Below are 24,991 nucleotides of genomic sequence, written 5' to 3'. Positions count from 1 at the left end.
ATCCGGTCGTGGCGGCCCGGCCTTTCCCGGAAGCAGGATCATGAAAACTCGACTTAATTCGTTTGCTCTGGCCAGCGTGCTGCTAGGTAGCGCCGTGCTCGCGCCAGGAACCGCTAGCGCCGGCGTGCGCGTCTGCACGTTTCCCGGCAGTCCGTCTACCGCGCTCGACGAGGCGGTGGCGCGTGAAGCGTTTCGTACGGCGGGGATCGCGATGTCGCTCGCACCCGGCGGATTCGAGGGTAGCGACGACGACGGCGTGTCGCTGAAGGAACTCAACAAGGCGCTTGCTCGCAAATGCGATGTCATTGCGGGCTTTCCGCGCTCGGCACTCGCGGACGGCTCCGGCAGCAAGCTGACCTTCTCGCGTGGCTATCTGCAGTCCGGCTATGTGAGCGTCACTTCGCGCGGATCGTCAGCGCAGGCCAGCAGCGCGGAGGTCGTCGCGGCAACCTACGCGAGTCCCGCGCAGTTGATCGCCGTGCAGCAAGCCGGCGTCAAGCTCGACCTGGAGAACACGGCACAACTCACGGTCGACGCCGTCGCAAGCGGACGCGCCCAACGCGCGATCGTCTGGTATCCGGCCGTTGTGGCTTATGCGATGGAGCATCCGCAGCGGCACTTCGAGATTGCGGGTGCCGCCTCGCCGTATGCCGACTGGAATCTCGTGTTTGCATTCGGCAAGAACGGTGCGGCGTTGCAGCCGCGCATCGACGCTGCGCTGGAGAAGATGGCGTCCGACGGCAAGTTGGCGGCGTTGACCCGCGCCTGGCGGTTGCCGGAATCGGTGCAGGCTGCAGGGCTTCACGCGGGCACATTTGCCTACCGCGATGGCTCTGGCCGTAGCGATGCGGCAGCGTTGCGAATGACACTGGCCGGCAATCGCCAGTCGCCGCAGGGTCGCTTTATCAAGGTCGATGCGAGCGCGCCAGCCGAGGCCCCCGGTTTCGACCGCGCGCAGGTTGCGCACGGCAAGACGCTCTACTCGAGTGCGTGCGCCAAGTGCCACGGTCCCGACCTGCAAGGTCTGAATGCGCCCGCGTTGCGTGGTCCGTCCTTCGCGCCGGCCGCCAACTCCAAGCTCACCATCGGCGGCGTGTATGGATACATGGCGAACAATATGCCGGCAGACCGTCCTGGCAAGATGAAACCCCAGGACTATGCGGACATCATGGCATTCCTGTTGTTTTCGAACGGCTACAGCGCCGGCAAGACCAAGTTGACGGACGACAACGCCAAGGCCTCGTCGACACCGCTCACCGCGCACACCCCGCAATAGCGAACGTTCCGGCGGTCTCCGGGTACTTCACGGAGATCGCCGGGCATCAACGAGGGGATGGAGTGTTCAGGAAGGGAAGGGACGCGACGTACGAGCGAAAGACAGGGCGACGTACCTTTCCAGTCACCTGCCATCCAAACATCCAAACTAGACCGCCGTGCTACCCCAGAAGCAACGAGTTGTCCCTGCTGCGGAAAATCAGCGGCTTGGCCTCGCTCTCACGTACCGGCCGCCGCGCGAGCGTCACCACCTGCCCGATTTGCCCATGATGCTCGGACTTTGCGCACACCGGGTCGGCGGCCGCGGCATCGCCGGTCAGCAGATACGCCTGACAGCGGCAGCCACCGTGATCGGTGTCCCGCTCGTCGCAACTCCGGCAAGGCTCGCGCATCCAGCCGTCGCCGCGAAAAGCATTGAACGCATGACTGTCGTACCAGATATCCCTGAGCGAAGCGTCGTGCACGTTGGGCAGCTCGAGACCCGGCAGCGAGCGCGCCGCGTGGCACGGCAGCGCGGTGCCGTCGGGCGCGATGCCTAGAAACACCGAACCCCAGCCGTTCATGCAGGCCTTCGGGCGTGTCTCGAAGTAGTCGGGAACCACGAACAGGATGCGGCACCGGTCGCCGAGCCGTTCCCGGTACCGGTTGACGGTCGCCTCGGCTTCCTGCAACTGTTCGCTGGTCGGCATCAACTGCTCGCGATTGAGCATGGCCCACCCGTAGTACTGGGTGTTCGCCAGTTCGAGGTAGTCGGCACCCATGTCGAGCGCCATCTCGATGATCTGTCCGACGTGCGGGAGGTTATAGCGGTGCAGCACGCAATTGAGCACCATCGGGTAGCCATGCGCCTTGATCAGGCGCGCTACGCGTTGTTTCAGCTCGAAGGTCTTCGTGCTGGACACGAAATCGTTGACTTCGCGCGTCGAGTCCTGAAACGAAAGCTGGATGTGATCGAGACCGGCGTCTTTCAGACCTGAGATGCGTGTCTCGTTGAGTCCAACACCGGACGTGATCAGATTCGTATAGAAGCCCAGTCCGCGGGCATGCGCGACCAGTGTTTCGAGGTCGTCGCGCACCAGCGGTTCTCCGCCGGAGAAACCGATTTGCGCGGCGCCCATCCGCCGGGCTTGCGTGATCACATCGCACCATGTCCCGGTATCGAGTTCCGTGCCGTGCTTGGCGAAGTCGACCGGGTTGTAGCAGAACGCGCAGTGCAGTGGGCAACGATACGTGAGTTCCGCCAGCAGCCACAACGGCGGGGATGGGCGAGCGCCTGGGGTGTCGGTCGCGGTAATCATGTCAGTCCAGCCAGCCGCGTTGCCGCGCATGATCGATGAAGCGATACACGTCGGCGGCAAGGTTCGATGCACTGAACAGATCTTCCAGTTCGCCGATGATGTCGTCCAGTTCGCGGGTTCCGTCGCAGCGCGCGAGAATTTCGCCCGCGCTCGGATTGAGCTTGACCATGCCTTCGGGATACAGCAGCACATAGGCATCTTGCGCGTCTTCCCATTGCAGACGGAACATCGCGCGCAGACGTGGACGCAGGCAGGCCTGGTGGTCGGGATGGGGGGCGTTCATACGGGGTACGCCTTTTCAATGGCGTCGAGCATCGACCACAGAATGTCGAGCTTGAAGCGCAGGATATCGAGGGCACGCTGTTGCGCGTCGGGTGTCTTGAAGTACTTGAGCGTGACGTCGAGCCCGTGCTCGACATCGCGCTGGGCGAGCGGAATGCGGCTGCGAAAGTACTGCAGCCCCTGCGAATCGATCCACGGATAGAGGTCCGGCCAGCCGGCCAACCGGTCGCGATGGATCTGCGGCGCGAACATCTCCGTGAGCGACGAGCAGACGGCTTCCTGCCACGGCGAGCGCCGCGCGAAATTGACATAGGCGTCGACCGCGAAGCGCACGCCCGGCAGCACGTGTTCGAGCGACCACAATGCATGACGGTCGATGCCGACGGCGTCGGCGAGGTGCGCCCATGCTTCGATACCGCCGGGGTTGTCGCCGTAGCCATCGTGATCGTGCAGCCGCTCGATCCATAGGCGGCGCGTCTGCCGGTCGTCGCAATTGGACAGGATCGCGGCGTCCTTGAGCGGGATATTGATCTGATAATAAAAGCGGTTGGCAACCCAGCCGCGAATCTGCTCCGGCGAACACTGGCCGCTGTTCATTCGCCGGTTGAACGGATGATGAATGTGATAGTGCGCGCCGAGCGCGCGCAGGCGCGCTTCGAATTCGTCCGGCGGCCAGGGGGCGGTGTGGGCAACAGCGGTGGGCAGCGAGGCGTTCATGGCTAGACCTGAAATTGCATTCCGTCGCGTCCCACTTCGATGCCGCGTGCGCGTATCACGGCATGTTCGGCGGAATGCGGATCGAGAATCGGATTGGTGTTGTTGATGTGAATCAGCACCTTGCGCGTTGCACTGGGCAGTGTGTCGAGCAACTGAACCATGCCGGGCTGACCACGATAGCCGCACTGCGCGAGATGACCCATGTCGGCCGCGTGATGCCTGGACAGACCGAGGTCGATCATCTCCGTCGCGGACCAGAAGGTGCCATCGACCAGCACGAGTTGCGCAGAGCGCATCGCTTCGAGCACGGGTTCCGGCGCGGCCGCGAGACCCGGCGCATAGAAAACGCGCGCACCGGTGGCGACGTTCTCGATCAGCAGCGCGATATTGTCGCCAGGCGCGGCTTCGGCGCGGCGTGGCGAATAGGGCGGCGCCTTGCTCTCGATCGGCAACGCGGTGAAGCGGATGCCCTGCGCCGGCGCGACCGTGAAGGGTTGATCGAGCGCGATCTCGTGACGCTCGACGCCGCAGTAGTGGTCGAGCAGCGGAACGAGCGGCAAGCCGGTGGAGAGATCGTCGAACACCGGCGCGCAGGCATACAGCGGCAGTGGTGTCGTGCGTTCGCGCAGCATCAGCAAGCCGGTGACGTGATCGATCTGCGCGTCGATCAGGATGACGGCGGCGATGCCGCTATCGCGGATCGAGCGGGCGGGCTGCAATTCCGGATTCGCGCGCAATTGGGCGAGCAGGTCCGGCGATGCATTGATCAGAATCCAGTCGACGCCGTTCCCGCTGACTGCAATCGATGATTGGGTACGCGGTAACACCTCGCCGGCGCGGTTTCGGGCCTGGGTGCAGTTCGCACAATTGCAGTTCCATTGCGGCAGTCCGCCGCCTGCACCCGAACCAAGAATCTTGATCTTCATGGGCGATGCTCCGGGCGCCGCCGCGCACGCTTACAAGCTGCAACGGGCGGCGGCGCTGCGTCGTTGCTTCAGCGATTGGCGATGTACATCGTGATTTCAAAACCAAAGCGCAGATCGGTATAGGCGGGGGTAGTCCACTGCATGGCTGTCTCCTTGAGTACGGCATGTGATAAGAAAAACCGCATGGGTAAAGCGGTCAGTTCATTCAACGCAAGCTCTGTGCCGGGGAGGTCGAGCGGAGCGATCGGAGCAAACCCGCACAAGGCGATGGCATTGCGTCCTGAATGAATGCGCTTTCACCCATGAGTACGCGCTTCGCTGTGCAGACTTTGACCGGCAGATAGCGCCATGTCGACAGCGTGCTGCTCAATTCTAGGACACCGCTGTTGCAATATGGAGCACGCGTGAAACACATTCTGTTTTACGAAGTTCGCAGCGAGACGCTGCTCTCCCAACTCGCACACGGCATCAGTCCGGCTGCTTTCCGAACTCGTCCACTCCGTCGTCCGCGCCCGCCAACGCCGGCAATTTCCGGTAGATGGTGTTGCGCGAGACGCCCAGCGCACGAGCCGCTGCCGAGACGTTGCCGCGATGCTGGGCAACCGCCGCCGCGATCGCACAGGCAGTCACGTCCTGCAAGCGCCCGCCCTGCAATGGGGCTGCTTCGGCCGTGCCCGCGGCCGGCCCGGCGGCACTGCGCAAATCGTCGAAGAAATCGTCGGGCAGGTGTTCCCGTCGGATCTCGCTGTCCTCATCCACCATGACGGCCGCCGTACGCAGAAGATTGCCGAGCTGGCGGAAATTGCCTGGCCACGCGCATTGTTCGAACAGCGTCATCACGTCGCTTGCGACGCTCAGGGGCGGGCCGTCGGCCTCATCCAGCGACGCGCTTTGCAGCATCTTCCGGATCACGGCGGCCAGATCCGTGCGCTCGCGCAGCGGCGGTAATTTCACGACAAGACCGTTCAGGCGGTAATACAGGTCCTCGCGGAAACGGTTCTGCGCAATCATTTCGCGCAGATCGCGATGGGTCGCGCAGATGATCGCGATATCGACGGGAATGGACTTCGTGGAGCCGAGCGGATTGACGAGACGCTCCTGCAGCACGCGCAGCAGCCGCACCTGGAGCGGGTAGGGCATGTCGCCGATCTCGTCGAGAAAGAGCGTGCCGCCGTTCGCTTGCAGCAGTTTTCCAGTGGCGCCTTTGCGGCGCGCGCCGGTGAACGCGCCTTCTTCGTAGCCGAACAACTCGGATTCGATCAGGCTCTCCGGGATCGACGCGCAGTTGACCGCGACGAACGCGCCCGACCTGCGCGGCGAATCGTTGTGGATCGCCTGGGCGAGCAGTTCTTTACCCGTACCTGTTTCGCCTGTGATCAGGATCGGGATGTCCTTGCCGAGCACCTTGCGGACCTTGGCGATGACCGCCGCGATCTGCGGATCGCCCGTGTCCAGATAGCTGAGTTTCGACAGCTTGTCTGCGTCGACAGCCGCGGGCGGCGGGTCGGCACGCAGCACTGGCTTTGCCGCACCGTACGCCTGCGGCAACAGGCCCTCGTCGGCGAGTGTGGCGCGCCGAAACTCGACGTGCGCACAAATGACCGCGCCGCTATTGAGGTTCAGTGACAGATGGCGATCGCGGCTTGTGCGCAGGCGGTCGATCAGTTGCGCGCTCGTCAGGCCGAACAGCGACGACAGCGTATGCGCGCGCAATGCCGCGAGCGGCATGCCCAACTGGAACTGCGCACTGCGGTTGGCCGACAGGAAGCGGCCATCGCAGGTGAATGCGACGATGCCTTCCATCAACGTGCCGAGAAACTCGGGCCGGCCGTGAAAGGCGATTTGCAACGTCTCGCGAAAGGTACTGGTAAACAGATGATTTTCGATCATCTGCACGGACATCTTGGCCAGCGCCATCGTGTGCTGGTGGTAGCTGTGGTGATCGCCCGTGACGTCGAGCACGCCGATCAGGTCGCCATACGGATCGAGGATCGGCACGCTGGAGCAGGTGAGAAAGCGGTTGGCGGCCAGGTAGTGCTGCTCGCCATGAACGACCGTGGGAGAGCATTCGGCGATGGCCGTCCCGATAGCGTTCGTTCCTTGCCGCTCCTCCGCCCAATTCGCGCCCGGACGCAGCGCAACCTTTTCCGCCCGCCTCAGAAAATCGTCGTCGCCGATGGAATGCAGAATGAGCCCTTCAGCGTCGGTCAGCACAATCATGCTTTGCGTATTGACGATCTGATCGTGCAGCGTTTCCATCACCGGGGTGGCATGCGCGCACAGGATCCGGCTTTGTTCCAGCTTCAACGCCAGCTCCGCGGCCGGCAGGACGTCATAGTCCGGCCGCATCGAGGCGCTCAAGCCGAATGTTTGCGACCGCTCGTGCGATTTCTGAATGGATGGCGTGAGCCAGGCCGCTTCACGCGGTGCGATTGCCGTCGCGGCGTGATGGACATCAGCGCGCATTGTCTCCTCCTGCGAGTCAGGTCTGGTCGTTTGCCAGAACCGTGTGGGCACAATCTGAAGCAATTCGCGCGCCAGATTCGACGTCCCATTCGGGAGAACCGGGGTTATTGGCGGCTTGGAGCGGCTTCGTGACTCCGATGCGTTCGAGAGGCGAAGCATTCGACCGGTGGGCCGAGAAGACGCCCTTCTGGACACCAGGCGATGCATTGCATGTTCGCCCCGAACGGGACGACGGGCTTGATCTGAATCAAGGCACGACGCATTGGCGGCCTCCGCGGCACGGTGAGACCGGCGAGACGTTGGGGCTCCTGGGGACGAAACGGCGGTGCCGCGAAAAAATAAGCTACTGGCGCGTCCCGGACTAGACCCGCATCATCGCGTAATAAGGGTGGTCTCAGGGCCGCTTTCGATTGAAGCGGTCCCGCACCGAGGCCTGCCCGTATTCTTCTGGAGGAACACATGTCTAGCCCGTCTCCTATCCGAATCGGCATTCTCGACGACTACCAGAACGTCGCGCTCGACGTGGCCGACTGGTCCCCACTGAAGGGCCGTGCGGACCTCACCGTCTTCAACGACCACGTGGCGGACACCACGCAGATTATCGAGCGCCTGAAGCCATTCGACGTGCTATGCGTCATGCGCGAACGTACGCCACTTACGCGCACGATTATTGAGCAACTTCCCAATCTCAAGCTGATTGCCTCGACGGGGCCGGTCAACGCGTCGATCGACACGGACGCGGCGGCTGAGCGCGGCGTCAAGGTCGCTCACACCGGATACTCGTCTACACCGACCATCGAAATGACATGGGCGTTGATCCTGGCCCTGGCCCGCAATATTCCAGTCGAGAACCAATCATTGCGCGAAGGCGGTTGGCAGCGCACGCTCGGAACGCAACTGGCCGGCAAGACGCTTGGCCTTCTGGGGCTTGGCCATGTCGGGTCGGCGGTCGGCGTGATCGGCCGCGCATTCCGGATGAATGTGATTGCGTGGAGCCAGAACCTGACGGCTGAGCGTGCGGAATCGAAAGGCGTACAACGGGTGGACAAGGACACGCTGTTCGCGACTTCCGACTTTCTTTCGATCCACCTTCAGTTGAGCGACCGGACGCGAGGTCTGGTCGGCGCAGCAGAGCTCGCGAAAATGAAGCCGACAAGCCGCATCGTCAACACGTCACGCGGTCCGATTGTCGATACCGCGGCGTTGACTGCTGCGCTCAGGAGTGGGCGGATCGCAGGTGCGGCACTCGACGTCTACGATACCGAACCGCTCGATCCGACGCATCCGTTGCGAACGCTGGACAACGTGCTCGCCACAGCGCATATCGGCTATGTGACGCGTGAGATGTATGAGACGTTCTATGGCGATACGGTACGCAATATTGTCGATTGGCTCGATCAGAGACAGTAGCCAGCACGAAGTCCGTGCGTGCCGAGCGCCGCCGCGCCGAAGCGTTGAACCGCGCACGCCGTGGTTCTGTTGAGTCACCGGCGCGCTGACCAGCAGGGAGCGGGTGATCGCGCTGCCCGGTGCCGGGCGACACGGAGGATCACCGCGCGCTTTCAATCCCGCTTGCAATCCCGCTTCGCCAGGCTTACCGGTAACGAACGACGAAAGACGTATGCCTGATGGTTGCGGAGCGAATCCTACGACTCAGAACGACGTGCCGATCTGAAACTGGAACTTCTGATACTTATCCGTCGCGTGCTTGACGACCGGGAATCCGAGCGACAGCTTCAGCGGCCCGATCGGCGAAATCCATTCCAGTCCCGCGCCGTAGCTGTAGCGCAAGCCGTTAGCGCCGGTGCTGTTGCCTTCGTCGCCCCAGACATTGCCCGCGTCGAGGAACGTGAAGACGCGCAGCGTCCGGTCCCATCCGCTGCCCGGCAACGGGAAGGTCATCTCGACATTCGCTACGACCATGCGCGAGCCGCCGATCGGGTCGCCGGTCGTCTTGTCGGTCGGGCCGAGCGAGCCGGATTCATAGCCGCGCACCGAGCCGATGCCGCCCGCGTAGTAGTTCTTGAAGATCGGATACGCCTTGCCGGCGAAGCCGTTGCCATAACCGCCCTGAAGGTTCAGGCCGAGAATGTAGCCGCGCGAGAACGAATAGTAGTACTGCGCCTGCACGTCCGTCTTGTAGTACTCAGTGCCGCCGGCCGGCGTACCGACTTCGCCGTTGCCTTGCAGGAAATAGCCGCGGCTCGGCACCAGCGCGCTGTCGCGATTGTCGCGGGCCCAGCCCACCGTGGCGGGCACGTTGTTCACCACGTGGCCGAATTCGGCCACGTAGTCCTTATAACTCTGCGGCGTTGAGGAATCCGTCGTAAGCCGGTTCTGTTCGATCCCGAGGCCGAAATAAACCGTGTCCGATTCGGAGAACGGAATGCCGAATTTCAGGTCCGCGCCGACGGTGACGATGCGAAAGCTCGTATCGGTGTAGTAATAGAGCGGATAGCTCGTGCGGTAGTAGACGTCCGTGATCCGCTTGATGCCGTCCACCGTGAAGTACGGATCGGTTTGCGTCACCGTCAACGTACGGTACGTCTTGGCGGTATTCACGTTCATCGCGAGACTCGTGCCCGAGCCGAATACGTTGTCCTGCGAGATGCCGGCCGAGAGCACCACCTTGTCGGTCGACGAAAAGCCCGCACCCAGCGTGATCGCGCCGGTCGGTTTTTCGGCCACCTTGACGTCCACGTCGACCTGGTCCGGCGAACCTTCCACCGGCACGGTGGTCACGTCCACATCGGTGAAGTAGCCGAGGCGGTTGACCCGGTCTTTCGACAGCAGGAGGCGGTTCGCGTCGAACCATGAGCTTTCGAGCTGGCGCATTTCGCGGCGTACCACTTCGTCGCGCGTGCGCGTGTTGCCGATCACGTTGATATGACGGATGTAGACGCGGCGGCTCGGGTCCACCTGCAGCGTCAGGTCGACCGTGTGATGCTGCTGGTCGATTTTCGGCAGCGCATTGACGGTGGCGAACGCATAGCCGTATTCGCCGAGTTTATCGACGACTGCCTTGGTGGCGGCCTGCAGTTTTTCCGCGGAGAAGCGCTCGCCCGCCTTGATGTTGATCAGCTTGTTCAATTCGGCCTCGCGATCGAGCAGATTGCCCGCGAGTTTGATCGATGAGATCGTGTACGGCTCGCCTTCATGCAGCGTGACCGTCAGATACATGTCTTTCTTGTCCGGCGTCAGCGATACCTGGGTCGACTCGATGTTGAACTCGAGGTAGCCGCGATTCAGGTAGTACGAGCGGACATGTTCCAGATCGCCGGTGAGCTTGTCTTTCGCGTACAGGTCGTTCCTCGTGTACCACGAGAACCAGTTCGGCGTGGACAGCTGCATCTCGTCGCGCAGCGTATCGGTGCTGAACACCTCGTTGCCGATGAGGTTGACCTGGCGGATCTTCGCGCTCGGCCCTTCGGCCACCGAGAACAGCACCGCCACGCGATTGCGGTCGATCGGCGTGATCGTGGTGGTGACTTCGGCGGCGTAGTAGCCGCGCGTCAGGTATTGGCGCTTCAATTCCTGTTCGGACTTGTCGACCAGCGCCTTGTCGTAGTAACGGCCTTGCGACAAACCGACCGAACTGAGCGCCTTGGTGAGATTTTCCTTGTCGAATTCGTGGATGCCCGCGAAGTCGATCGTGCCGACGGCTGGACGCTCCTGAACGCGAACGATGACGACGTTGCCCTCGGTCGAGATCTGCACGTCGTTGAAGAAGCCCGTGGCGTAGAGCGCGCGAATGGCTTCGGAAGCCTTGTCGTCGGTGAACGTGGTGCCCTGCTTGATGGGCAGGTAGGCGAACACGGTGCCGGGCTCGGCGCGTTTCAATCCCTCGATGCGGATGTCCTGTACCACGAACGGCGGGGCGGCATGTGCCGTGCCGGTTGTCAGCGTGATGCCGGCGAGCGAGAGCGCGCCGGCCAGTCGGCTCGTTAAAACTTGAAGGTTCATCTTGGGTTTTCAGTCCTGATGCAGCGCGCGGAGCGCAGATGACAACGCTCGAAGGCAAAGGTCGAAAAGAAAGCGATGCGTTCGAAATGACGTTCCATGGCTCTGGAAAGCGCGAAGTATAGGGACGTGTTTGCCGCCGATCGTTACTGAAAACTTTCTGCCCATTAAGGTTGATAACGTGACTGGCGTGCCGGATGCGCGAGCCGCTGCGCATCACAGCGTTTGCGCCGAAATAATGGGTTACAGAACCGAAGGATGCGTAGGGCGCGTGTAACCCAGCGGCGCGCTTGCGCTGATATCGTCAAATTGTCGATTCCGCTACCTGCGTTACGCGATTTGGAGAAGTGGTCATGATTGAATTACTGTCCCCGGCAGTTCTTGCAGCGGTCTTGCGCGTCAGTTCAGCACCGATCTTTTCAGCACAGCTCGCCATGGCGTCGCTGTTCACGTCGCGCTACGCCGGGCGCACGGCGAGCGTGGCGCAAAGCAGGACGCCGGCCCGCGCCGCGAGCACGCAGGAGGGTGCCTGGCATGTCTGACGCGACCTTCATGTTGAATTCGATCACCAATATGCAATTGACCGCGGACGGCCAATATCTGCTGATTCACGGCGATCAGCCCACGGCGGCGTTGCACCGTTCGGTGCTCAACGATCTGCTGGTGGCGCTGCCGAATGCGATCGAGCACGCCGACCGCGTGATTCATAACAATCAGCAAATGGGCTTCGCGCTGCATTGTCAGGGCTGGGAAGTCGGGCGCCTCAACGGCATGGAAATGGTCGTGATCCGCTTTCGCCTCTCCGGCAGCGCGGGGTTGTCGTTCTCTTTGCCGGCCGGCCAGATTCCCTATCTGCTGCAGGCGCTGGGCGGCGCGGCGGGCGTGAGCGAGTCCCCCTCGAGCGACGTCACCTTGCAGTAACAGCGTATGCGGACCACGTGGTCGACACGGTGGTCAAGACGGGCGCACGCCCAGGTTTTTCTTCGCGCCGACGCGTTCTTTCCCCTTTCCGATACTTACCTGTTTTGACATCGCGCAGTGTATTTCGACGTCTCCGTTTAAGACCACTCGTTTCGCTCATGCTCTGGACGTCCGGATGCGTGCCGCTCGCCGGCCATGCGCAGCTGTCGGGCGCGTCCGCGATCGCGGAATCGCTCGATGGCGTCTGGGGCCTGCGGCTTGCACCGCAATTGAGCGAACAGCCCGTGCGGGCGGGCGACAAACCCGCCACCGCGGCCATTGCCGATTCGGTGACGACCACCACCGACACGGATGTTTCGCTCAAGGGCCACGCGCAACTGCGGCGTTATGCGTCGATCGTGAAGGGCGACACGCTGCATTACGACGTGGGCAGCGACAAGGTCGACGCCTACGGTCACGTGCAGCTGGTCGACAACGGCAATGTGTTCGCCGGGCCGGACGCGCACTTCTACGTGGAGGCGAATGAAGGCTACATCAGCGTGCCGAAGTACCGCTTTCATCTGACGGGCGGGTGGGGCAGCGCGCAGCGCGTCGACGTGGTCGACAACGAGCGCACCGTCGTCCATCGCGGCACCTATAGCACCTGCCAATGCGAGTCGGCGCCGGCGTGGTATCTGAAGGCATCCGAATTCGATATCGACAACGGCAATGACGAGGGCGTTGCGTACAACGGCGTGCTGTTTTTCCAGGGCGTGCCGCTGCTGGCGAGCCGGTGGCTGTCGTTTCCCTTATCGGGCGCGCCGCGCAGCGGTATTCTGCCGCCGACGTTTTCGATCGGCTCGACCAACGGCGTCGACGTCGCGCTGCCGTATTACTTCAACCTCGCACCCAACTACGATCTCACGCTGACGCCTCGCATCATGTCGAACCGGGGCGCGATGCTGACGGCGGATTACCGCTATCTGCGGCCGAACGATTCCGGCACGATCTCCGTGGCATGGCTGCCGCACGATGCGCTCACCAAAACCGACCGCTATTCGATCGCGCTGAAACAGAACTGGAATCTCGGTTCGGGCTTCGGCGCCTACGTCAACTACAACCGGGTCTCGGATTCGACGGTCGTGACCGATCTCGCTTCGGGCGTGGCGTTTCCGACTGGTTCCACCACGCTGTATCAACAGGAAGCCGGCTTGACGTATTCGAACGGGCCGTGGAGCGTGCTGGCCCGCGAGCAGCGCTGGCAGGCTTTTTCGAGCGATTCGACTTATAACCGCGAGCCGCAGGTCAACGTCCATTACGCGCGCTACAACGTGGGCGGCTTCGACTTCGGCGCGGAAGCGGACGCCACACGCTTCACGATCTCGACCGCGGATATGACGCAAGGCAGCCGTTTCGTTTTCAACCCTTACGTTGCCTATCCGATCGAGCGTCCCGGCTGGTTCATCACGCCGAAGCTCGCATGGCACTTTGCCGCGTACGACCTGACGTCGATCGGCACCGACGTGCCCTCCGGCGAGCCGAAGTCGTTCAGCGTCAACGTGCCGACTTTCAGCCTCGACTCGGGCATGCGCTTCGAACGGAGCGTGCGGCTGTTCGGGCAATCGTATATCCAGACGCTGGAGCCGCGGCTCTTCTACGTGTACACGCCGTACCGCAATCAGTCGTACGCGCCGTTGTTCGATACCGCCACCGCCGATTTCGGGCTGGCGGAACTGTTCATGCCAAACAGCTTCGTCGGCAACGATCGCGTGTCCGATGCGAACCGCGCCACGGCGGCGCTGACCACGCGCTTCATCGACGCCGCGAGCGGCGACGAGCGCGCCCGCTTCGTTCTCGCGCAGCAGTATGACTTCACCGCGCCGCACGTGACGCTCGGCACGAGCGATTCGCTGGCGACGGTGGCGCGCACGGGTGTGATCGTAGGGGCTTCGTACAAGCTCGGCCCGGGTTTCTCCGCGGAACAGGCGGTGGAATACAGTCAGGCCAATCATTACCTCACCCATGCGGAAGCCGGCTTCGGCTGGGCGCCGGGCGTCAGGCAGGTATTGAACGTGGCGTATCGTTATACCCGCGCCAATAGCACGCTCGATTATCAACCGGTCAATCAGTTCATCGTGTCCGGGCAATGGCCGCTCATGCGCAATGTCGTCAGCGTCGCGCGAGTGAATTACGACATGCGCGCGCACCGGTTGATCGCGGGCTTGCTAGGGCTTCAGTACGACGCGGATTGCTGGTCACTGGGTCTCGCGTTCGAAAAGTACACCAACGCCACCAGTTCGACGACGTCGCCGAGCACCGGCGCGCGTGTGATGATGCAGCTTCAGCTGAAGGGTTTTTCGCAAGTGGATAACGGTTTGCTCAACCAGTTTCGCGCGAACGTGCCGGGCTATACGCCGGTGGCGACGGGAAGCGATCCGGTGTCGAGGTTCAGCGACTATCCGTAACGTGATTCCGTTTCAGCGCGCGAGCATGAAGGGCCGCCTCCTCAATGCGACAAAACCGCAGCCAAAAACTCAAGGACACAGATGAAGAAGACCGCACTCGCAATGCTTTCGCTGGCCATGCTCGGCGCAACTGGCGTAGCTCACGCACAAAACAGCGTCACGCTGTACGGCATCATCGATACGGGCTTGACGTACGTCTCCAACGACGGCGGCAAAAAGTCGATCAGCATGTCGTCGGGTAACGAATCCGGCAACCGCTGGGGCCTGAAAGGCTCGGAAGACCTCGGTGGTGGTCTGAAGACGATCTTCACGGTGGAAAGCGGCTTCAACTCGACGAATGGCAAGCTCGGTCAGGGGAGCCGCCTGTTCGGCCGCCAGGCGTTCGTCGGTCTGAGCAGCGACAAGTGGGGTACCGTCACGGCTGGGCGTCAATACGATCCGCTGGTTGACCTGGTTCAGCCGGTTCAGGGCGATGGCTTCCTCGGTGGCGTATTCATCTCGCCGGGCGACATCGACAACGCCGACAACAGCGCGCGCGTTAACAACTCGATCAAATACACTTCACCGTCCTGGTCCGGCCTCCAGTTCGAAACCATGTACTCGCTGGGTGGGGTGGCAGGTGCGCTGGGTTCGGGTCAGAGCTATGCCGCTGCAGCCGCGTACAGCAATGGTCCGGTCAACCTGGCAGCGGGCTACTACCACATGAGCAACGGCAGCGGCACGAACCGCGGCACGACGACGTGGGACTCGCTGTTCAACTCGTCGGTCAACGCCGCGTATTCCACCGCCGCGTCGATCAACAATGCCCGTATCGGCGGCAACTACGTATTCGGCGCGGTGACCTTGGGCGGCTACTACAGCTACGCCGAATACACCGCAGACGCCAGTTCGACGTTCAAGAAGGCGGAAAAGTACAACACGGGTTCGGTGTACGCCGTGTGGCAGGTCTCGGCACCGCTGCAAACCGAGATTGGCTACGTGTACCTGAAGTCGAGCGGCAACTCGTCGGCGAAGTACAACCAGTTCGCTGTCGCAGCAGACTATTCGCTGAGCAAGCGTACGGATGTCTATGCGTGGGCAGCGTACACGACTGCATCAGGAACACAAGACTCGTCGGGCACTGCTGCTGTAGCTGTCATCGGTTCGGCGACGGGCGATTCGGGTTCCAGCAAGCAGGCTACCGTGACCGTGGGTATCCGCCACAAGTTCTGATCGACGTTTGATAGTAGTAAAGCCCGCTACCGCGGGCTTCAGACTGCTGACCAACCCCACGTTTTTCGGAGCGTGGGGTTTTGTTATTCAGGCGTGGAGAATCGCCCCGTGGGGCGAGGCGCTGCGGGTCAGGAAGGCCAGTATTTGTTGTTGCTATTGCGCGGCTAGTCGTGCTCAAGCGATTTTTCCGCATACCCGAGCCGCTGGGTGGTGCCGTCCAGCTTGTCGAGCAGCGTCACCATGAAGCACCGGCTGCCACGCCGGTCCGACTACGGCAGGCACGCGCAGGTCAAATAGCCGATCGAGATAACGTTATCGGAATCGCTTGATTCTCAAGGCGCGTTGCAGTCGCTACGCTGGCGCTTCTATTGCAAGCGAGGGCATATGGCCGCTTCTGTTTCCACGACTTCTTCCATGCGCCGGCGCACGCTGAAACTGCTCGGCGCGGTTCCCGCGCTGGCCGTCGCCGGTATCGCGCCTTCGGGCGGCGCGCACGCCGCCGGGTTAGCGTCGACTACGCTCGTGCTCGGCGATCAGGCCGGCGGCACACGTGCGCTCGCCGAAGCCGCGAAGGTGCTCGACGGCGCACCGTATGCTTTTCGCTGGGCCAACTTTCAGGGCGCGGCGCCGCTCTTCGAGGCGCAACGCGCGGGCGCCGTCGATCTCGCGCCGGCAGGCGACTTGCCGGTGCTCGCGGCGGCGCTCGGCGATCCGACCTTGAAAATCGTCGCGACGCGCGTGGGCTCGGGCGCGCAACTCGGCATTCTCGTCGCGCCGGACTCGAAGATTCGCAGCGTTGCCGATCTGAAGGGGCGCACAGTGTTCGTTTCGTCGGCGCGCGGCAGTATTTCGCAGTTCCAGTTATATGGCGCGCTTGCCGAAGCGGGTCTTTCCAGGGAGGACGTCACGGTCCGTTTCATTCTTCCCGTCGACGCCTTCGCCGCATTTGCGTCGGGATCGATCGAAACATGGGCGACGTTCGATCCTTACTACGGCATCGCCGTGCAGCGCGGCGCGCGGATTCTGCGCGACGGCACGGGCATCAATAGCGGTCTGGGCTTTATCACCGCGTCGGGCGCCGCGCTCACGGACGCACTCAAACGCGCTGCGATAGCCGACGTTCTGCTTAGGTTCCAGCGCGCCGGCGACTGGGCGCTCGCGAACCCCGACGCCTACGCGCAGATCTACGCGACACTCACGCGCTCGCCGCTCGATGCCGCGAGGCTGATCACGCGGCGCGCTTCGCTGAAACAGCATTTTGTCAACGATGCGGATATCGCCGCGCTTCAGAAAGTGGCCGACAGTGCGAATCGCGACGCCATCCTGCCGCGCCGCATCGACGTCCGCGCGATTTCCGACACGCACATCGCGAATGTCTGAAGCATGGAGCCGCTTGCGCGGTTGCGTGGCCGTGTCGTGACGCGGGCGTGAGCAAGCAGGACCAATGGCGCAAGGCGCGAGGGATAGCCACCCCCAGCTTCGACAGTTCGTTCGCTTCTGAAGACCAGACCATCCAGCAACCGGAGCAGCAGGTCGACGAGCCTGAAGGGGTGTCGCAGGGCACGCTGAATAATGGGGTGTAGCGACGGCCGTCGATCGCAACTATGGAGGGGGAGGCACCGGCTCGCCCCTGCCGCTTGGCTCGCAAACCGACACGCGCGCCGTTATCGATGGCTACGTGAAGTTTGGCACCTCGACTTTCGGCGCGGGATTCCTTCATCGGTGAATAGTTGTTTGGTCGGTCAGGATGCGATGGAGTCGCAACCTTGGTGGATGATCAGATTACTGTGCGATTCGGGAACACCGTTGTGCTCACTGCGATCTTGATGCGGGCCACATTCTCAGAGCGAAACGGTCGACGGCTGAGTCCTTCTTGCCTGTATCGGCAGGAAGCCTCGGCCGCTTTGTTTTGTGTTCGGCCGCCAATCTTATTCCTGATGCAAGGCCTCGCTTTCCGGCCGCTGCTGACGCATGCGGGACCTACCCACCACAGCGATGGATGTGCTCGTCGCGGGCGACCGTTCTAGCGCTGCCGGTTCAGATCTTCGAATCCTGCCACGAGCGCATCCAGCAAGTGACGGACGGCCGGAACCATGCCTCGGCGCCTGGGAAAGATCGCATGGACGAGGCCCGGCGTGCTAGCCAGACCTGGCAGCAGGTGGTGCAGTCGGCCGGCCTGAATATCGGCCTCAACCAGTTCCCTGGGCAGCATTGCCACGCCGACGCCCGATATCGCAGCGACCTCGTCGAGCTGCCGGCGCGATCGATCTCTTTTGTGTGACGCAAGCGCGTCGTTGGATGGCACCGAGCTCGTGAAGGCCGATCAGCGAAGCGCCTTCGCGTGATGGTCGAGATGTTCGCCGATGAAAGTGGCGATGAAGTAGTAGCTGTGATCGTAACCCGGTCGCAGGTTCAGTTGGAGCGGGTGCGCGGCTGCCTGGCAGGCGGCGCGCAGGAGTTCCGGTTTCAACTGGCTTTCCAGGAATTCGTCACCGGTGCCCTGGTCGACCAGCAGCGGCAGTCTGCTGGTCGTGGTTGCGATCAATTCCACGGCGTCGTGCTGCTTCCATGCTTCACGATCGGTGCCGAGATACGCGGTGAACGCCTTCTCGCCCCACGGCGCCTGGCTCGGTGCGACGATCGGCGAGAAAGCCGATACGCTGCGATAGCGTTCGGGATTGCGCATAGCAATGGTCAGCGCGCCGTGCCCTCCCATCGAATGCCCGCTGATTGCCCGAGCATCGCTCGCGGGAAATTCGGACTCGACCAATCTCGGCAACTCGTCGACCACATAGTCGTACATGCGGAAGTGCCGTGCCCATGGCTGCTGCGTCGCGTTGACGTAGAATCCGGCACCTTTGCCGAGGTCATAGCCCGGGTCGTCGGGCACATCGTCGCCGCGCGGACTGGTGTCCGGCGCGACGATGATGATGCCGTGCCTCGCGGCGTATTGCTGCGCACCGGCCTTGGTGATGAAGTTCTGCTCGGTGCAGGTCAGGCCGGAGAGCCAATACAGAACGGGACACTTCCTGCCGTGCAGTGCTGCGTTCGGTAAATAGATGCCGAACCGCATTTCGCATCCAAGGGTGACGGAAGCGTGTTTCCACACTTCCTGGTATCCATCGTGGCTCGCGTGCCGCTCGATTCGCTCCATGGCGATCAGGCCTCCCGGTAAGTCGTTTTGGCCTTGGCTGCATGAGCAGACATGTTCATTCTCCTATGCAAGGCTTCAGTAGTGGACGACGGTTCGGATCGACTTGCCCTCGTGCATCAGATCGAATGCCTCGTTGATGTCCGAAAGCGATTTCGTATGAGTGACGAACGGCGCGAGCTGAATCTTGCCGTTCATCGCGTCTTCGACCATGCCTGGCAACTGCGATCGGCCCTTGACGCCGCCGAAGGCCGTGCCGAGCCAGCGCCTGCCGGTGACGAGCTGAAACGGACGCGTCGAGATTTCCTGGCCGGCTCCGGCCACGCCGATGACCACCGATTGTCCCCAGCCGCGATGAGCGCATTCGAGCGCCGCGCGCATGACGTTGACGTTGCCGATGCATTCGAAGCTGTGGTCTACCCCCCAGCCCGTCATCTCGACAATGACTTGCTGGATCGGCTTGTCGAAATCCTTGGGGTTCACGCAGTCGGTGGCGCCGAAGGCGCGCGCCAGATCGAACTTGCCCGGATTGGTGTCGATGGCGATGATGCGGCCTGCCTTGGCAAGCTTCGCGCCCTGGATGACCGCGAGACCGATTCCGCCAAGTCCGAACACGGCCACAGTGTCGCCTTCTTGCACCTTGGCCGTGTTCTTCACTGCACCGAGCCCCGTCGTCACGCCACAACCGAGCAGGCAGACCTGTTCGTGATTGGCCGACGGATTGATCTTCGCCAGCGATACCTCCGCCACGACGGTGTACTCGCTGAACGTGGAGCAGCCCATGTAGTGGTAGACGGGTTTGCCGTTGTAGCTGAAACGGGTTGTGCCGTCGGGCATCACGCCTTTGCCCTGGGTGGCGCGCACGGCTACGCACAGGTTGGTCTTGCCGCTCTTGCAGAACAGACATTCGCCACATTCGGCAGTGTAGAGCGGAATCACGTGGTCACCCGGTTTGACGCTGGTCACGCCTTCACCGACTTCCACGACAACGCCGGCGCCTTCGTGGCCCAGAACGACAGGGAACAGACCCTCCGGATCATCGCCCGAGAGCGTGAAGGCATCCGTGTGGCATACGCCGGTGTGGGTGATCTTCACCAGCACTTCGCCCGCACGGGGCGGCTCGACGTCGATCTCGACAACTTGCAGGGGTTCGCCGGGCGCGAACGCAATGGCAGCACGCGATTTCATGTCAGTCCTTTGGACGAGAAAGAAAGGGATTCGACAACCGGCCATTCGGACGGCCGTCAACGTATTCAGCGGAAGTAGGAACGCACCAGGGAGACGACTTCGTCGATGGATTTCTGCGAGCTTTCGGTTGTTTCAGCAACATGGGAAAACTCCTCTCGCAGATGGCTTTCAAGGACGCCGGCCATCAATCCATTGACGGCGCCGCGGACGGCGGCGATCTGCTGAAGAATCGGTCCGCATTCGGCGCCTTCTGCCAGTGCACGCTCGAGCGCATCGATCTGTCCTCTTACGCGGCGTACGCGTGCCAGAACGCGCTTCTTTTCCTCGGGAGTGTGCGGCATGTCTTCCTTCCATGGGAACTGGGCGGGAGTATATATCGGATACTGGTGGGGAGTATACCTGGCAATTCATCCGATCTTGGGGATCGCTGTGACCAGGCCAGCCTTGACACTTCGTCCAATGTAACGGCGGACATTGCTCGGTGGCACGGCATGCACGGATGTCGGTCTCATGACAACTATGGAGGCGTAGCGTGTTGCCTCACGAAAGAATGTTACCCGACGGATTGTTGTCGTTTCGCTTTCTTTCTTCTCTTCTCTTCTTTCGTGGTTTGCCGGGTGCGGAGCGCCCGGCCCCCGGCGACTTTCAACTTTTCCGCAACTCACACTTCGGCTGGCGCATCAGCGGACTTTCGCAGGCCGCCCAGAATCAGTTCTTTTACGCGCTCTGCTCGCCACGCCTTGACCCGGCGCTGTAGCGTTCGTAGTTGTGCCTGACTTGCGTACGCTTCTGGAAACATCCCGGCCAACCGATCCATCAGTACGTTGGCCGGCGCAGGCACCAGGTTATCTGTGGCGATGCGTTCGAGCGGCAGTTGAACGTCCGTTTCGACAGTCATGAGCGCCCGCACCAGGCCGGGTACCGGCAGCGTGCACGATGCACCGATCGTCAGGCAAATGGCTGCGCGGTTCTACGCTGGAATACAGCTCTACTCGCGCCGGCCTCACAACCAGCCGGTTTCAAAGCTGCACAAGGTGAGCGGCACGCAACCGCTCTCGGTGAGCACCACCTGCTGCTCCAGCTTCACGCCTTGATTTCCTCCTTCTGCGCCGATATAGCTCTCGACGCAAAGCGTCATGCCGATTTCAAACTGACCGTCGTAGCCGCCGCTTTCCCAATCAACCTGATGCGCGATGGACGGATATTCGTCGACCATGCCGTTGCCGTGCGCCACGCAGCTATATCTGTTCTTCAGATATAGCTCCGGCATCTTCCAGGCCTTTTCCGAGAATTCCCGGAATGTCATACCGGGGCGCAACAGATCCATGTTGAAATGGACTTGTGAATAGGCAGCCTCATAGAGCCTGCGCTGCTCGTCGGACGGTCGGGTATGGCCTACCGTCCATGTCCGGGAGATATCCGAGCAGTAGCCATTCGGTCCGACCATGTCGGTATCGAACGCTAGCAACTCGCCGTGCTGCAGAACCCGCGAGGAGCATTCATGCATCCATGGATTGGTCCGGTCTCCCGAGGCGAGAAGGCGGGTTTCAATCCACTCGCCGCCGTGCCGGATATTCTCGTGGTGAAGGTTTGCCCAGAGGTCCTGCTCGGTCATGCCAGGCTGAAGCTCGCGATGCATGCGCTCAATCCCTTTCTCGCATGCGCGTAGGGACTCGTTCATGAGCACGAGCTCGCCTGACGACTTAACTGTCCGGGCCATCTCCATCATGGCCTGTCCGTCCAGAAGGGTCAGGCCGTTCCTGATCAGATAGGCGGCGCCGATGGGGTCGAGCCGGTCGACCGCCAGACGGCGCTCGTTCGGTGCACGCTTGCTCAGCACATCGACAATCTCGGCCCCCCACACGTCAGCGCGGCGCTCGGCTTCGGTGCCCGCGCTGAAGAAGGTCCAACTGACAGCACTGCGCATTTCGAGGCCCAGATTCAGGCCATCCCACACATGCTCGCAACTGTGAAACTCCCAGGCGATGACGCGACCGTCGGCAAACACCATCACATATCGCGACGGATTGCGTCCCGTCCAGATTTGCATGTTCGATGTGTCCGTTGCGTAACGGATGTTCACCGGATCGTAAAGCAATATCGCGGGGCAGTTGTTCTTATGGAGTTGTTCCCGCACCCGGGCCAGCCTGTGGGCCCTGACGTCGGGCAACGTATTGTTCGTCCGTGTCGGATTGGCGGCAGTACTCGTATCAATCGTCTCACTGGCAGACATGCAATTCCTCCGGGGAACCATCTCGCTTTATATGAAACTCGAATCTGGCGTGCTCCGGTTGCCGGGCGACCGGACAGGGGACTCGCCTTCCCGGAATGCAACTGTCGCCGCAGAACACTCAGCGCGCGACGTTGCCCGTTTCATGGAATGGTCGGTCAGAGTTCCAGCACCAGATCGGAGGTAGGGCGGCTGCAACATAGAAGGCGGAAACCCTTCTGGACGTCTCTGTCTCGAATCCCGCCGTTGTGATGCATATCCACGGTGCCTTCGAGTACCCTGGTTTTGCAGGTGCCGCACATACCCTGACTGCAAGAGGATGCAATTGCGACTCCCGCTTTTTTTGCAGCCGCAAGCACGGTATCCGACGGGTTCATCGTGAACGTCCTGGCGGAGCGGGCAAGCTTTACCGTGAAGGTTTCCTGAGCTGTCATGCTCTCTTGCGGGGCAGGGCCAGGGGCAGGGGCAGGGGCAGGGGCAAGTACCGGTGCAACAATAAAGACTACTGCGCAGCGCAAAGTTCAATCGCACCGGCCTCACGCCCAAAGCGTGAAACCACTCATCCCATCCCATCCAGCCTTCCGAAGTGGAATCCGACTCGATGAGGGCGGCGTGGGCGACGTCCTGCAGCGATTCTGGCGCGCCTCGCGATTTCACCCAATTCGGCGAGCAGACAGGAAAGACCTCTTCGTCAAAGAGGAAGGTTGCCTTGCCATCTCCCCATCGTCCGTTTCCGAATCGTACGGCGACGTCAATTTCTTTGGGGCGGAGGTCCGCGGTGAACATCTGCGTGGAGAGGCGAAGCTGAAGATTCGGCTGAGCCTTCTTGAGGGACCCCAGCCGAGGCAGGAGGCGAAAATGTGAGAATGCAGACGTTGCCGCAAGCACCAGTTCCTGTTGGACCGGGCCGCTGGCTAGTCGGTCGAACACGCCTGCAATTTTCTGCATCGACTCGGCGACGATAAAATACAGGGCCTCACCTTCCTCAGTGAGTTTGATTGAACGATGCAGACGGTCGAAGAGCCGAATCCCGAGCGTTTCCTCAAGAAATTTGACCTGCCGGCTTACCGCGGCCTGGGTCACACCTAGCTCATCGGCCGCCAGAGTGAAGCTCCCGTGCCGCGCGACCGCCTCGAACTCGACGAGCGCTGTCAGCGAAGGGACAAGTCGCCGGTATCCCTTAGTCCGTGCGGTTGCCGGTTTCATTTCGCCCCTCCAGTCAAAATAGGGCAGCGGTGTATGAATATTTTCGACAAAGGCATGACGAGCGGATTTAACAATTTCCGCTCAGCATGCCGCTCAGCGCTGATGGTCAACACACTCCCGTGACTCAGGGGCGCGTGGCTTGTGGTTAAGAAACTATCGTCGACCCGGTATGAGCGACGACCAGTACCGTACAGCCGTCTTGCGAGAAGGTACTGTGCCGCGATCCGGCCGGGTAGGACACCGTCTGTCCCGGCAGGAAATCCGTGCCGTCGTCATCCGTGAACACCCCGTCGAGAACAAGAATCAGCTCGGTCGAGTCGTGCTGGTGCTCGAACGACCGCGCCCCTGGTTGCAGACGCATCCAGTAGCTGCTCCACGCACCGTTCTCATCATCGGCAACAGGAATCCACAGAAAGCCAGGTAGCACTGTTTCGCCGATTTTCATAGGCTGCCAGTCGCGCTCATCGATGGAATAACAGCGTCGCCCATTCTTGACGTTCAATCCAAAAAGAACCATTTCATCGTGCGCGGTAGTCATGATCTGCGGTATCCAGTGTCGGTTAAGGGGAAGTCCTGCCTGTCGTGCCTCGGCCGCTCGCTGTTCGGGAAGCCGGGCCGCTTGCATGCCATGTTCATGGTCCAGTTGGCCACGCGCTACCCGGCGGCCAGCGTTGGCGCGTCGCTCTGCGGTCGAGCCACGCGATAGGCGTTCGGCGATTCGCCATATTGTTTTCGGAACTCACGGCCAAGATGCGAAGCGTCGGAGAAACCGCAGGACGTTGCAATATCGGCCACCGTCCGGTCAGAACTCGTCAGCAGCCAGGATGCCGTGCGTATCCGGATCTGTCGCCCGTACGCGTGCGGCGACTTGCCCGTTTCCGCGGCAAACAGCCGCTCGAGCTGTCGGACGGACATCTCGAGACGTCGGGCAAGTTCTCCCAGGCTCAACGGCTGACCCATGTGCTGTTCCATCAACAGGATCGCGCGCCTTACCTTGGGGTGTGTCGCGGGTTCGAGTCCCGGAGGATGCGGCTGCGGGGCATTGCCTTTCTGGGCGTCATCCACAAGCATGATACGCAGCGCCTTCTGCACGACTGTGGCCTCGACATGGCGCAGCAGGATAGCCGCTGCCACATCGATCGAGGCCCGTCCGCCTGAGCAGGTAATCCGGCGTCGGTCGATGACGAACAGCCGGTCCGCAACAAGATTACGTTCGTCAATGCCCGGAAAGCGCTCGACGAAATCCCAGTAGTGGAACCAGCTCACGCATAGGCGATATCCGTCCATCACTTCGGCCCGCATCAAGGCAAATACCCCTGTGCAAATGCCGACCAGGGTGGCGGACGTTTTCGCGGCCTCACGAATGAACTGGAGCGTGGCTTTGCTTGCGGACGGCCCGGAGTGCAGCAAGCCGCCGACGATCACGACGTAATCGAAGGGTCTGGCTTCCTCAAAGGTTGTCCACGGCGTGACCTGGATGCCACAGCTTGCCCGCACGGGCGTAGAAGATTCGCCGACGATGGTCCACGAACAGCGGACTGGCCTGCTCATGTCGCCTTCGTCACTGGCCAGCCTGAGAAGGTCGACGAAACCGGAAAATGCGGTCAGTGTGAAATTGGGCAACAGCACGATTCCAAAGCGGAGCGGCCGGGCGGTTCCGCGATGAATGGGGTCGTTAAACATGGGACTGCCTGCATTAACGCTGCATTAACGCT

At 61.8% G+C, this 24,991-nt stretch carries 24 protein-coding genes and 2 pseudogenes; 9 read left to right on the top strand and 17 right to left on the bottom strand.

Annotation, left to right across the window (positions count from 1 at the left end):
* The first annotated feature begins 40 nt into the window (after positions 1–40).
* The gene (locus DLM46_RS23455; RefSeq protein WP_115104329.1) at positions 41–1,276 is read left to right on the top strand and encodes a c-type cytochrome; all 1,236 of its coding nucleotides are present in this window, start codon (positions 41–43) and stop codon (positions 1,274–1,276) included.
* Positions 1,277–1,436: 160 nt separating this feature from the next.
* On the opposite strand, the gene pqqE is transcribed toward DLM46_RS23455, so the two are convergent.
* From pqqE to DLM46_RS23425, 6 genes are all read right to left on the bottom strand, one after another.
* Positions 1,437–2,603, bottom strand: a complete 1,167-nt coding sequence (pqqE, locus tag DLM46_RS23450) for a pyrroloquinoline quinone biosynthesis protein PqqE (protein WP_115104327.1) — start codon at positions 2,601–2,603, stop codon at positions 1,437–1,439.
* Positions 2,575–2,856: a pyrroloquinoline quinone biosynthesis peptide chaperone PqqD gene (pqqD, locus tag DLM46_RS23445; RefSeq protein WP_115104326.1), complete on the bottom strand. Its 282-nt coding sequence runs from the start codon at positions 2,854–2,856 to the stop codon at positions 2,575–2,577. Before pqqD ends, pqqE begins: the two co-directional genes overlap by 29 nt.
* The gene (gene pqqC / locus DLM46_RS23440; protein ID WP_115104325.1) at positions 2,853–3,572 is read right to left on the bottom strand and encodes a pyrroloquinoline-quinone synthase PqqC; all 720 of its coding nucleotides are present in this window, start codon (positions 3,570–3,572) and stop codon (positions 2,853–2,855) included. Before pqqC ends, pqqD begins: the two co-directional genes overlap by 4 nt.
* 2 nt (positions 3,573–3,574) lie before the next feature.
* Entirely contained in the window at positions 3,575–4,498 is a 924-nt protein-coding gene (pqqB, locus tag DLM46_RS23435; RefSeq protein ID WP_115104324.1) for a pyrroloquinoline quinone biosynthesis protein PqqB, read from the bottom strand.
* Positions 4,499–4,566: 68 nt separating this feature from the next.
* Positions 4,567–4,641, bottom strand: a complete 75-nt coding sequence (gene pqqA / locus DLM46_RS23430; RefSeq protein WP_006410019.1) for a pyrroloquinoline quinone precursor peptide PqqA — start codon at positions 4,639–4,641, stop codon at positions 4,567–4,569.
* Positions 4,642–4,966: 325 nt separating this feature from the next.
* Complete coding sequence (locus DLM46_RS23425; RefSeq protein WP_115104323.1) at positions 4,967–6,964, bottom strand: sigma-54-dependent Fis family transcriptional regulator; 1,998 nt, start codon at positions 6,962–6,964, stop codon at positions 4,967–4,969.
* A gap of 459 nt (positions 6,965–7,423) precedes the next feature.
* Between DLM46_RS23425 and DLM46_RS23420 the strand changes: the two genes are divergently transcribed.
* The gene (locus DLM46_RS23420) at positions 7,424–8,374 is read left to right on the top strand and encodes a D-2-hydroxyacid dehydrogenase family protein (RefSeq protein ID WP_115104322.1); all 951 of its coding nucleotides are present in this window, start codon (positions 7,424–7,426) and stop codon (positions 8,372–8,374) included.
* Between the two features lie 243 nt (positions 8,375–8,617).
* Here DLM46_RS23420 and bamA read toward each other — a convergent pair whose 3' ends face one another.
* Positions 8,618–10,927, bottom strand: a complete 2,310-nt coding sequence (gene bamA / locus DLM46_RS23415; RefSeq protein WP_208866318.1) for an outer membrane protein assembly factor BamA — start codon at positions 10,925–10,927, stop codon at positions 8,618–8,620.
* A gap of 350 nt (positions 10,928–11,277) precedes the next feature.
* On the opposite strand from bamA, the gene DLM46_RS23410 reads away from it, so the two are divergent.
* The 6 genes from DLM46_RS23410 (at position 11,278) to DLM46_RS39600 (ending at position 17,084) form a co-directional block, all read left to right on the top strand.
* A complete protein-coding gene (locus tag DLM46_RS23410) occupies positions 11,278–11,466 on the top strand; it encodes a hypothetical protein (protein ID WP_115104321.1) in 189 nt (62 codons plus the stop codon).
* On the top strand, positions 11,459–11,845 hold the full coding sequence (locus DLM46_RS23405; RefSeq protein WP_115104320.1) for a hypothetical protein: 387 nt from the start codon (positions 11,459–11,461) through the stop codon (positions 11,843–11,845). Before DLM46_RS23410 ends, DLM46_RS23405 begins: the two co-directional genes overlap by 8 nt.
* 158 nt (positions 11,846–12,003) lie before the next feature.
* Positions 12,004–14,289 (top strand): LPS-assembly protein LptD, encoded by a 2,286-nt coding sequence (locus tag DLM46_RS23400; RefSeq protein ID WP_115104319.1) that lies wholly within the window; start codon positions 12,004–12,006, stop codon positions 14,287–14,289.
* An 81-nt stretch (positions 14,290–14,370) separates the two neighbouring features.
* Positions 14,371–15,501 (top strand): porin, encoded by a 1,131-nt coding sequence (locus DLM46_RS23395; protein ID WP_115104318.1) that lies wholly within the window; start codon positions 14,371–14,373, stop codon positions 15,499–15,501.
* Positions 15,502–15,885: 384 nt separating this feature from the next.
* Entirely contained in the window at positions 15,886–16,881 is a 996-nt protein-coding gene (locus DLM46_RS23390; RefSeq protein WP_115104317.1) for an ABC transporter substrate-binding protein, read from the top strand.
* Positions 16,882–16,928: 47 nt separating this feature from the next.
* Positions 16,929–17,084: a hypothetical protein gene (locus DLM46_RS39600; RefSeq protein WP_165848051.1), complete on the top strand. Its 156-nt coding sequence runs from the start codon at positions 16,929–16,931 to the stop codon at positions 17,082–17,084.
* A 440-nt stretch (positions 17,085–17,524) separates the two neighbouring features.
* On the opposite strand, the gene DLM46_RS23380 is transcribed toward DLM46_RS39600, so the two are convergent.
* Complete coding sequence (locus DLM46_RS23380) at positions 17,525–17,683, bottom strand: hypothetical protein (RefSeq protein WP_244306350.1); 159 nt, start codon at positions 17,681–17,683, stop codon at positions 17,525–17,527.
* Here DLM46_RS23380 and DLM46_RS40465 point away from each other — a divergent pair.
* Positions 17,621–17,782, top strand: coding sequence for a hypothetical protein (locus tag DLM46_RS40465; RefSeq protein WP_244306353.1), 162 nt, complete (start codon positions 17,621–17,623; stop codon positions 17,780–17,782). The two genes, DLM46_RS23380 and DLM46_RS40465, sit on opposite strands and share 63 nt — an antisense overlap.
* Positions 17,783–17,824: 42 nt before the next feature.
* On the opposite strand, the gene fghA is transcribed toward DLM46_RS40465, so the two are convergent.
* The 9 genes and pseudogenes from fghA to DLM46_RS23335 form a co-directional block, all read right to left on the bottom strand.
* Entirely contained in the window at positions 17,825–18,655 is an 831-nt protein-coding gene (gene fghA, locus DLM46_RS23375) for an S-formylglutathione hydrolase (protein ID WP_115104316.1), read from the bottom strand.
* A gap of 75 nt (positions 18,656–18,730) precedes the next feature.
* A complete protein-coding gene (locus DLM46_RS23370) occupies positions 18,731–19,840 on the bottom strand; it encodes an S-(hydroxymethyl)glutathione dehydrogenase/class III alcohol dehydrogenase (protein ID WP_115104315.1) in 1,110 nt (369 codons plus the stop codon).
* A gap of 65 nt (positions 19,841–19,905) precedes the next feature.
* Entirely contained in the window at positions 19,906–20,181 is a 276-nt protein-coding gene (gene frmR, locus DLM46_RS23365; protein ID WP_115104314.1) for a formaldehyde-responsive transcriptional repressor FrmR, read from the bottom strand.
* A 320-nt stretch (positions 20,182–20,501) separates the two neighbouring features.
* Complete coding sequence (locus DLM46_RS23360) at positions 20,502–20,738, bottom strand: hypothetical protein (RefSeq protein ID WP_244306341.1); 237 nt, start codon at positions 20,736–20,738, stop codon at positions 20,502–20,504.
* A 105-nt stretch (positions 20,739–20,843) separates the two neighbouring features.
* A complete protein-coding gene (locus DLM46_RS23355; protein WP_115104313.1) occupies positions 20,844–22,073 on the bottom strand; it encodes a M24 family metallopeptidase in 1,230 nt (409 codons plus the stop codon).
* 155 nt (positions 22,074–22,228) lie between these two features.
* Positions 22,229–22,504 (bottom strand): annotated as a pseudogene (locus DLM46_RS23350) (2Fe-2S iron-sulfur cluster-binding protein); the annotation flags it as partial.
* A 61-nt stretch (positions 22,505–22,565) separates the two neighbouring features.
* A pseudogene (locus DLM46_RS23345) lies at positions 22,566–23,276 on the bottom strand (LysR family transcriptional regulator); the annotation flags it as partial.
* 145 nt (positions 23,277–23,421) lie between these two features.
* Positions 23,422–23,814 (bottom strand): cupin domain-containing protein, encoded by a 393-nt coding sequence (locus tag DLM46_RS23340; RefSeq protein WP_115104607.1) that lies wholly within the window; start codon positions 23,812–23,814, stop codon positions 23,422–23,424.
* 116 nt (positions 23,815–23,930) lie between these two features.
* On the bottom strand, positions 23,931–24,959 hold the full coding sequence (locus DLM46_RS23335; RefSeq protein ID WP_115104312.1) for a GlxA family transcriptional regulator: 1,029 nt from the start codon (positions 24,957–24,959) through the stop codon (positions 23,931–23,933).
* Positions 24,960–24,991 lie beyond the last annotated feature (32 nt).

Origin of the sequence: Paraburkholderia lacunae, from assembly GCF_003353175.1 — a bacterium.
Lineage (GTDB): Bacteria > Pseudomonadota > Gammaproteobacteria > Burkholderiales > Burkholderiaceae > Paraburkholderia > Paraburkholderia lacunae.
Note: the sequence above shows the minus strand (reverse complement) of the source record. Positions and strands in the feature narration are given on the sequence as shown.

Coding starts and splice junctions, on each gene's coding strand:
- DLM46_RS23455 (WP_115104329.1), top strand. CDS start 41: ATGAAAACTCGACTTAATTCGTTTGCTCTGGCCAGCGTGCTGCTAGGT.
- pqqE (WP_115104327.1), bottom strand. CDS start 2,603: ATGCGCGGCAACGCGGCTGGCTGGACTGACATGATTACCGCGACCGAC.
- pqqD (WP_115104326.1), bottom strand. CDS start 2,856: ATGAACGCCCCCCATCCCGACCACCAGGCCTGCCTGCGTCCACGTCTG.
- pqqC (WP_115104325.1), bottom strand. CDS start 3,572: ATGAACGCCTCGCTGCCCACCGCTGTTGCCCACACCGCCCCCTGGCCG.
- pqqB (WP_115104324.1), bottom strand. CDS start 4,498: ATGAAGATCAAGATTCTTGGTTCGGGTGCAGGCGGCGGACTGCCGCAA.
- DLM46_RS23425 (WP_115104323.1), bottom strand. CDS start 6,964: ATGCGCGCTGATGTCCATCACGCCGCGACGGCAATCGCACCGCGTGAA.
- DLM46_RS23420 (WP_115104322.1), top strand. CDS start 7,424: ATGTCTAGCCCGTCTCCTATCCGAATCGGCATTCTCGACGACTACCAG.
- bamA (WP_208866318.1), bottom strand. CDS start 10,927: ATGAACCTTCAAGTTTTAACGAGCCGACTGGCCGGCGCGCTCTCGCTC.
- DLM46_RS23410 (WP_115104321.1), top strand. CDS start 11,278: ATGATTGAATTACTGTCCCCGGCAGTTCTTGCAGCGGTCTTGCGCGTC.
- DLM46_RS23405 (WP_115104320.1), top strand. CDS start 11,459: ATGTCTGACGCGACCTTCATGTTGAATTCGATCACCAATATGCAATTG.
- DLM46_RS23400 (WP_115104319.1), top strand. CDS start 12,004: ATGCTCTGGACGTCCGGATGCGTGCCGCTCGCCGGCCATGCGCAGCTG.
- DLM46_RS23395 (WP_115104318.1), top strand. CDS start 14,371: ATGAAGAAGACCGCACTCGCAATGCTTTCGCTGGCCATGCTCGGCGCA.
- DLM46_RS23390 (WP_115104317.1), top strand. CDS start 15,886: ATGGCCGCTTCTGTTTCCACGACTTCTTCCATGCGCCGGCGCACGCTG.
- DLM46_RS40465 (WP_244306353.1), top strand. CDS start 17,621: ATGGACGAGGCCCGGCGTGCTAGCCAGACCTGGCAGCAGGTGGTGCAG.
- fghA (WP_115104316.1), bottom strand. CDS start 18,655: ATGGAGCGAATCGAGCGGCACGCGAGCCACGATGGATACCAGGAAGTG.
- DLM46_RS23370 (WP_115104315.1), bottom strand. CDS start 19,840: ATGAAATCGCGTGCTGCCATTGCGTTCGCGCCCGGCGAACCCCTGCAA.
- frmR (WP_115104314.1), bottom strand. CDS start 20,181: ATGCCGCACACTCCCGAGGAAAAGAAGCGCGTTCTGGCACGCGTACGC.
- DLM46_RS23360 (WP_244306341.1), bottom strand. CDS start 20,738: ATGACTGTCGAAACGGACGTTCAACTGCCGCTCGAACGCATCGCCACA.
- DLM46_RS23355 (WP_115104313.1), bottom strand. CDS start 22,073: ATGTCTGCCAGTGAGACGATTGATACGAGTACTGCCGCCAATCCGACA.
- DLM46_RS23340 (WP_115104607.1), bottom strand. CDS start 23,814: ATGACTACCGCGCACGATGAAATGGTTCTTTTTGGATTGAACGTCAAG.
- DLM46_RS23335 (WP_115104312.1), bottom strand. CDS start 24,959: ATGTTTAACGACCCCATTCATCGCGGAACCGCCCGGCCGCTCCGCTTT.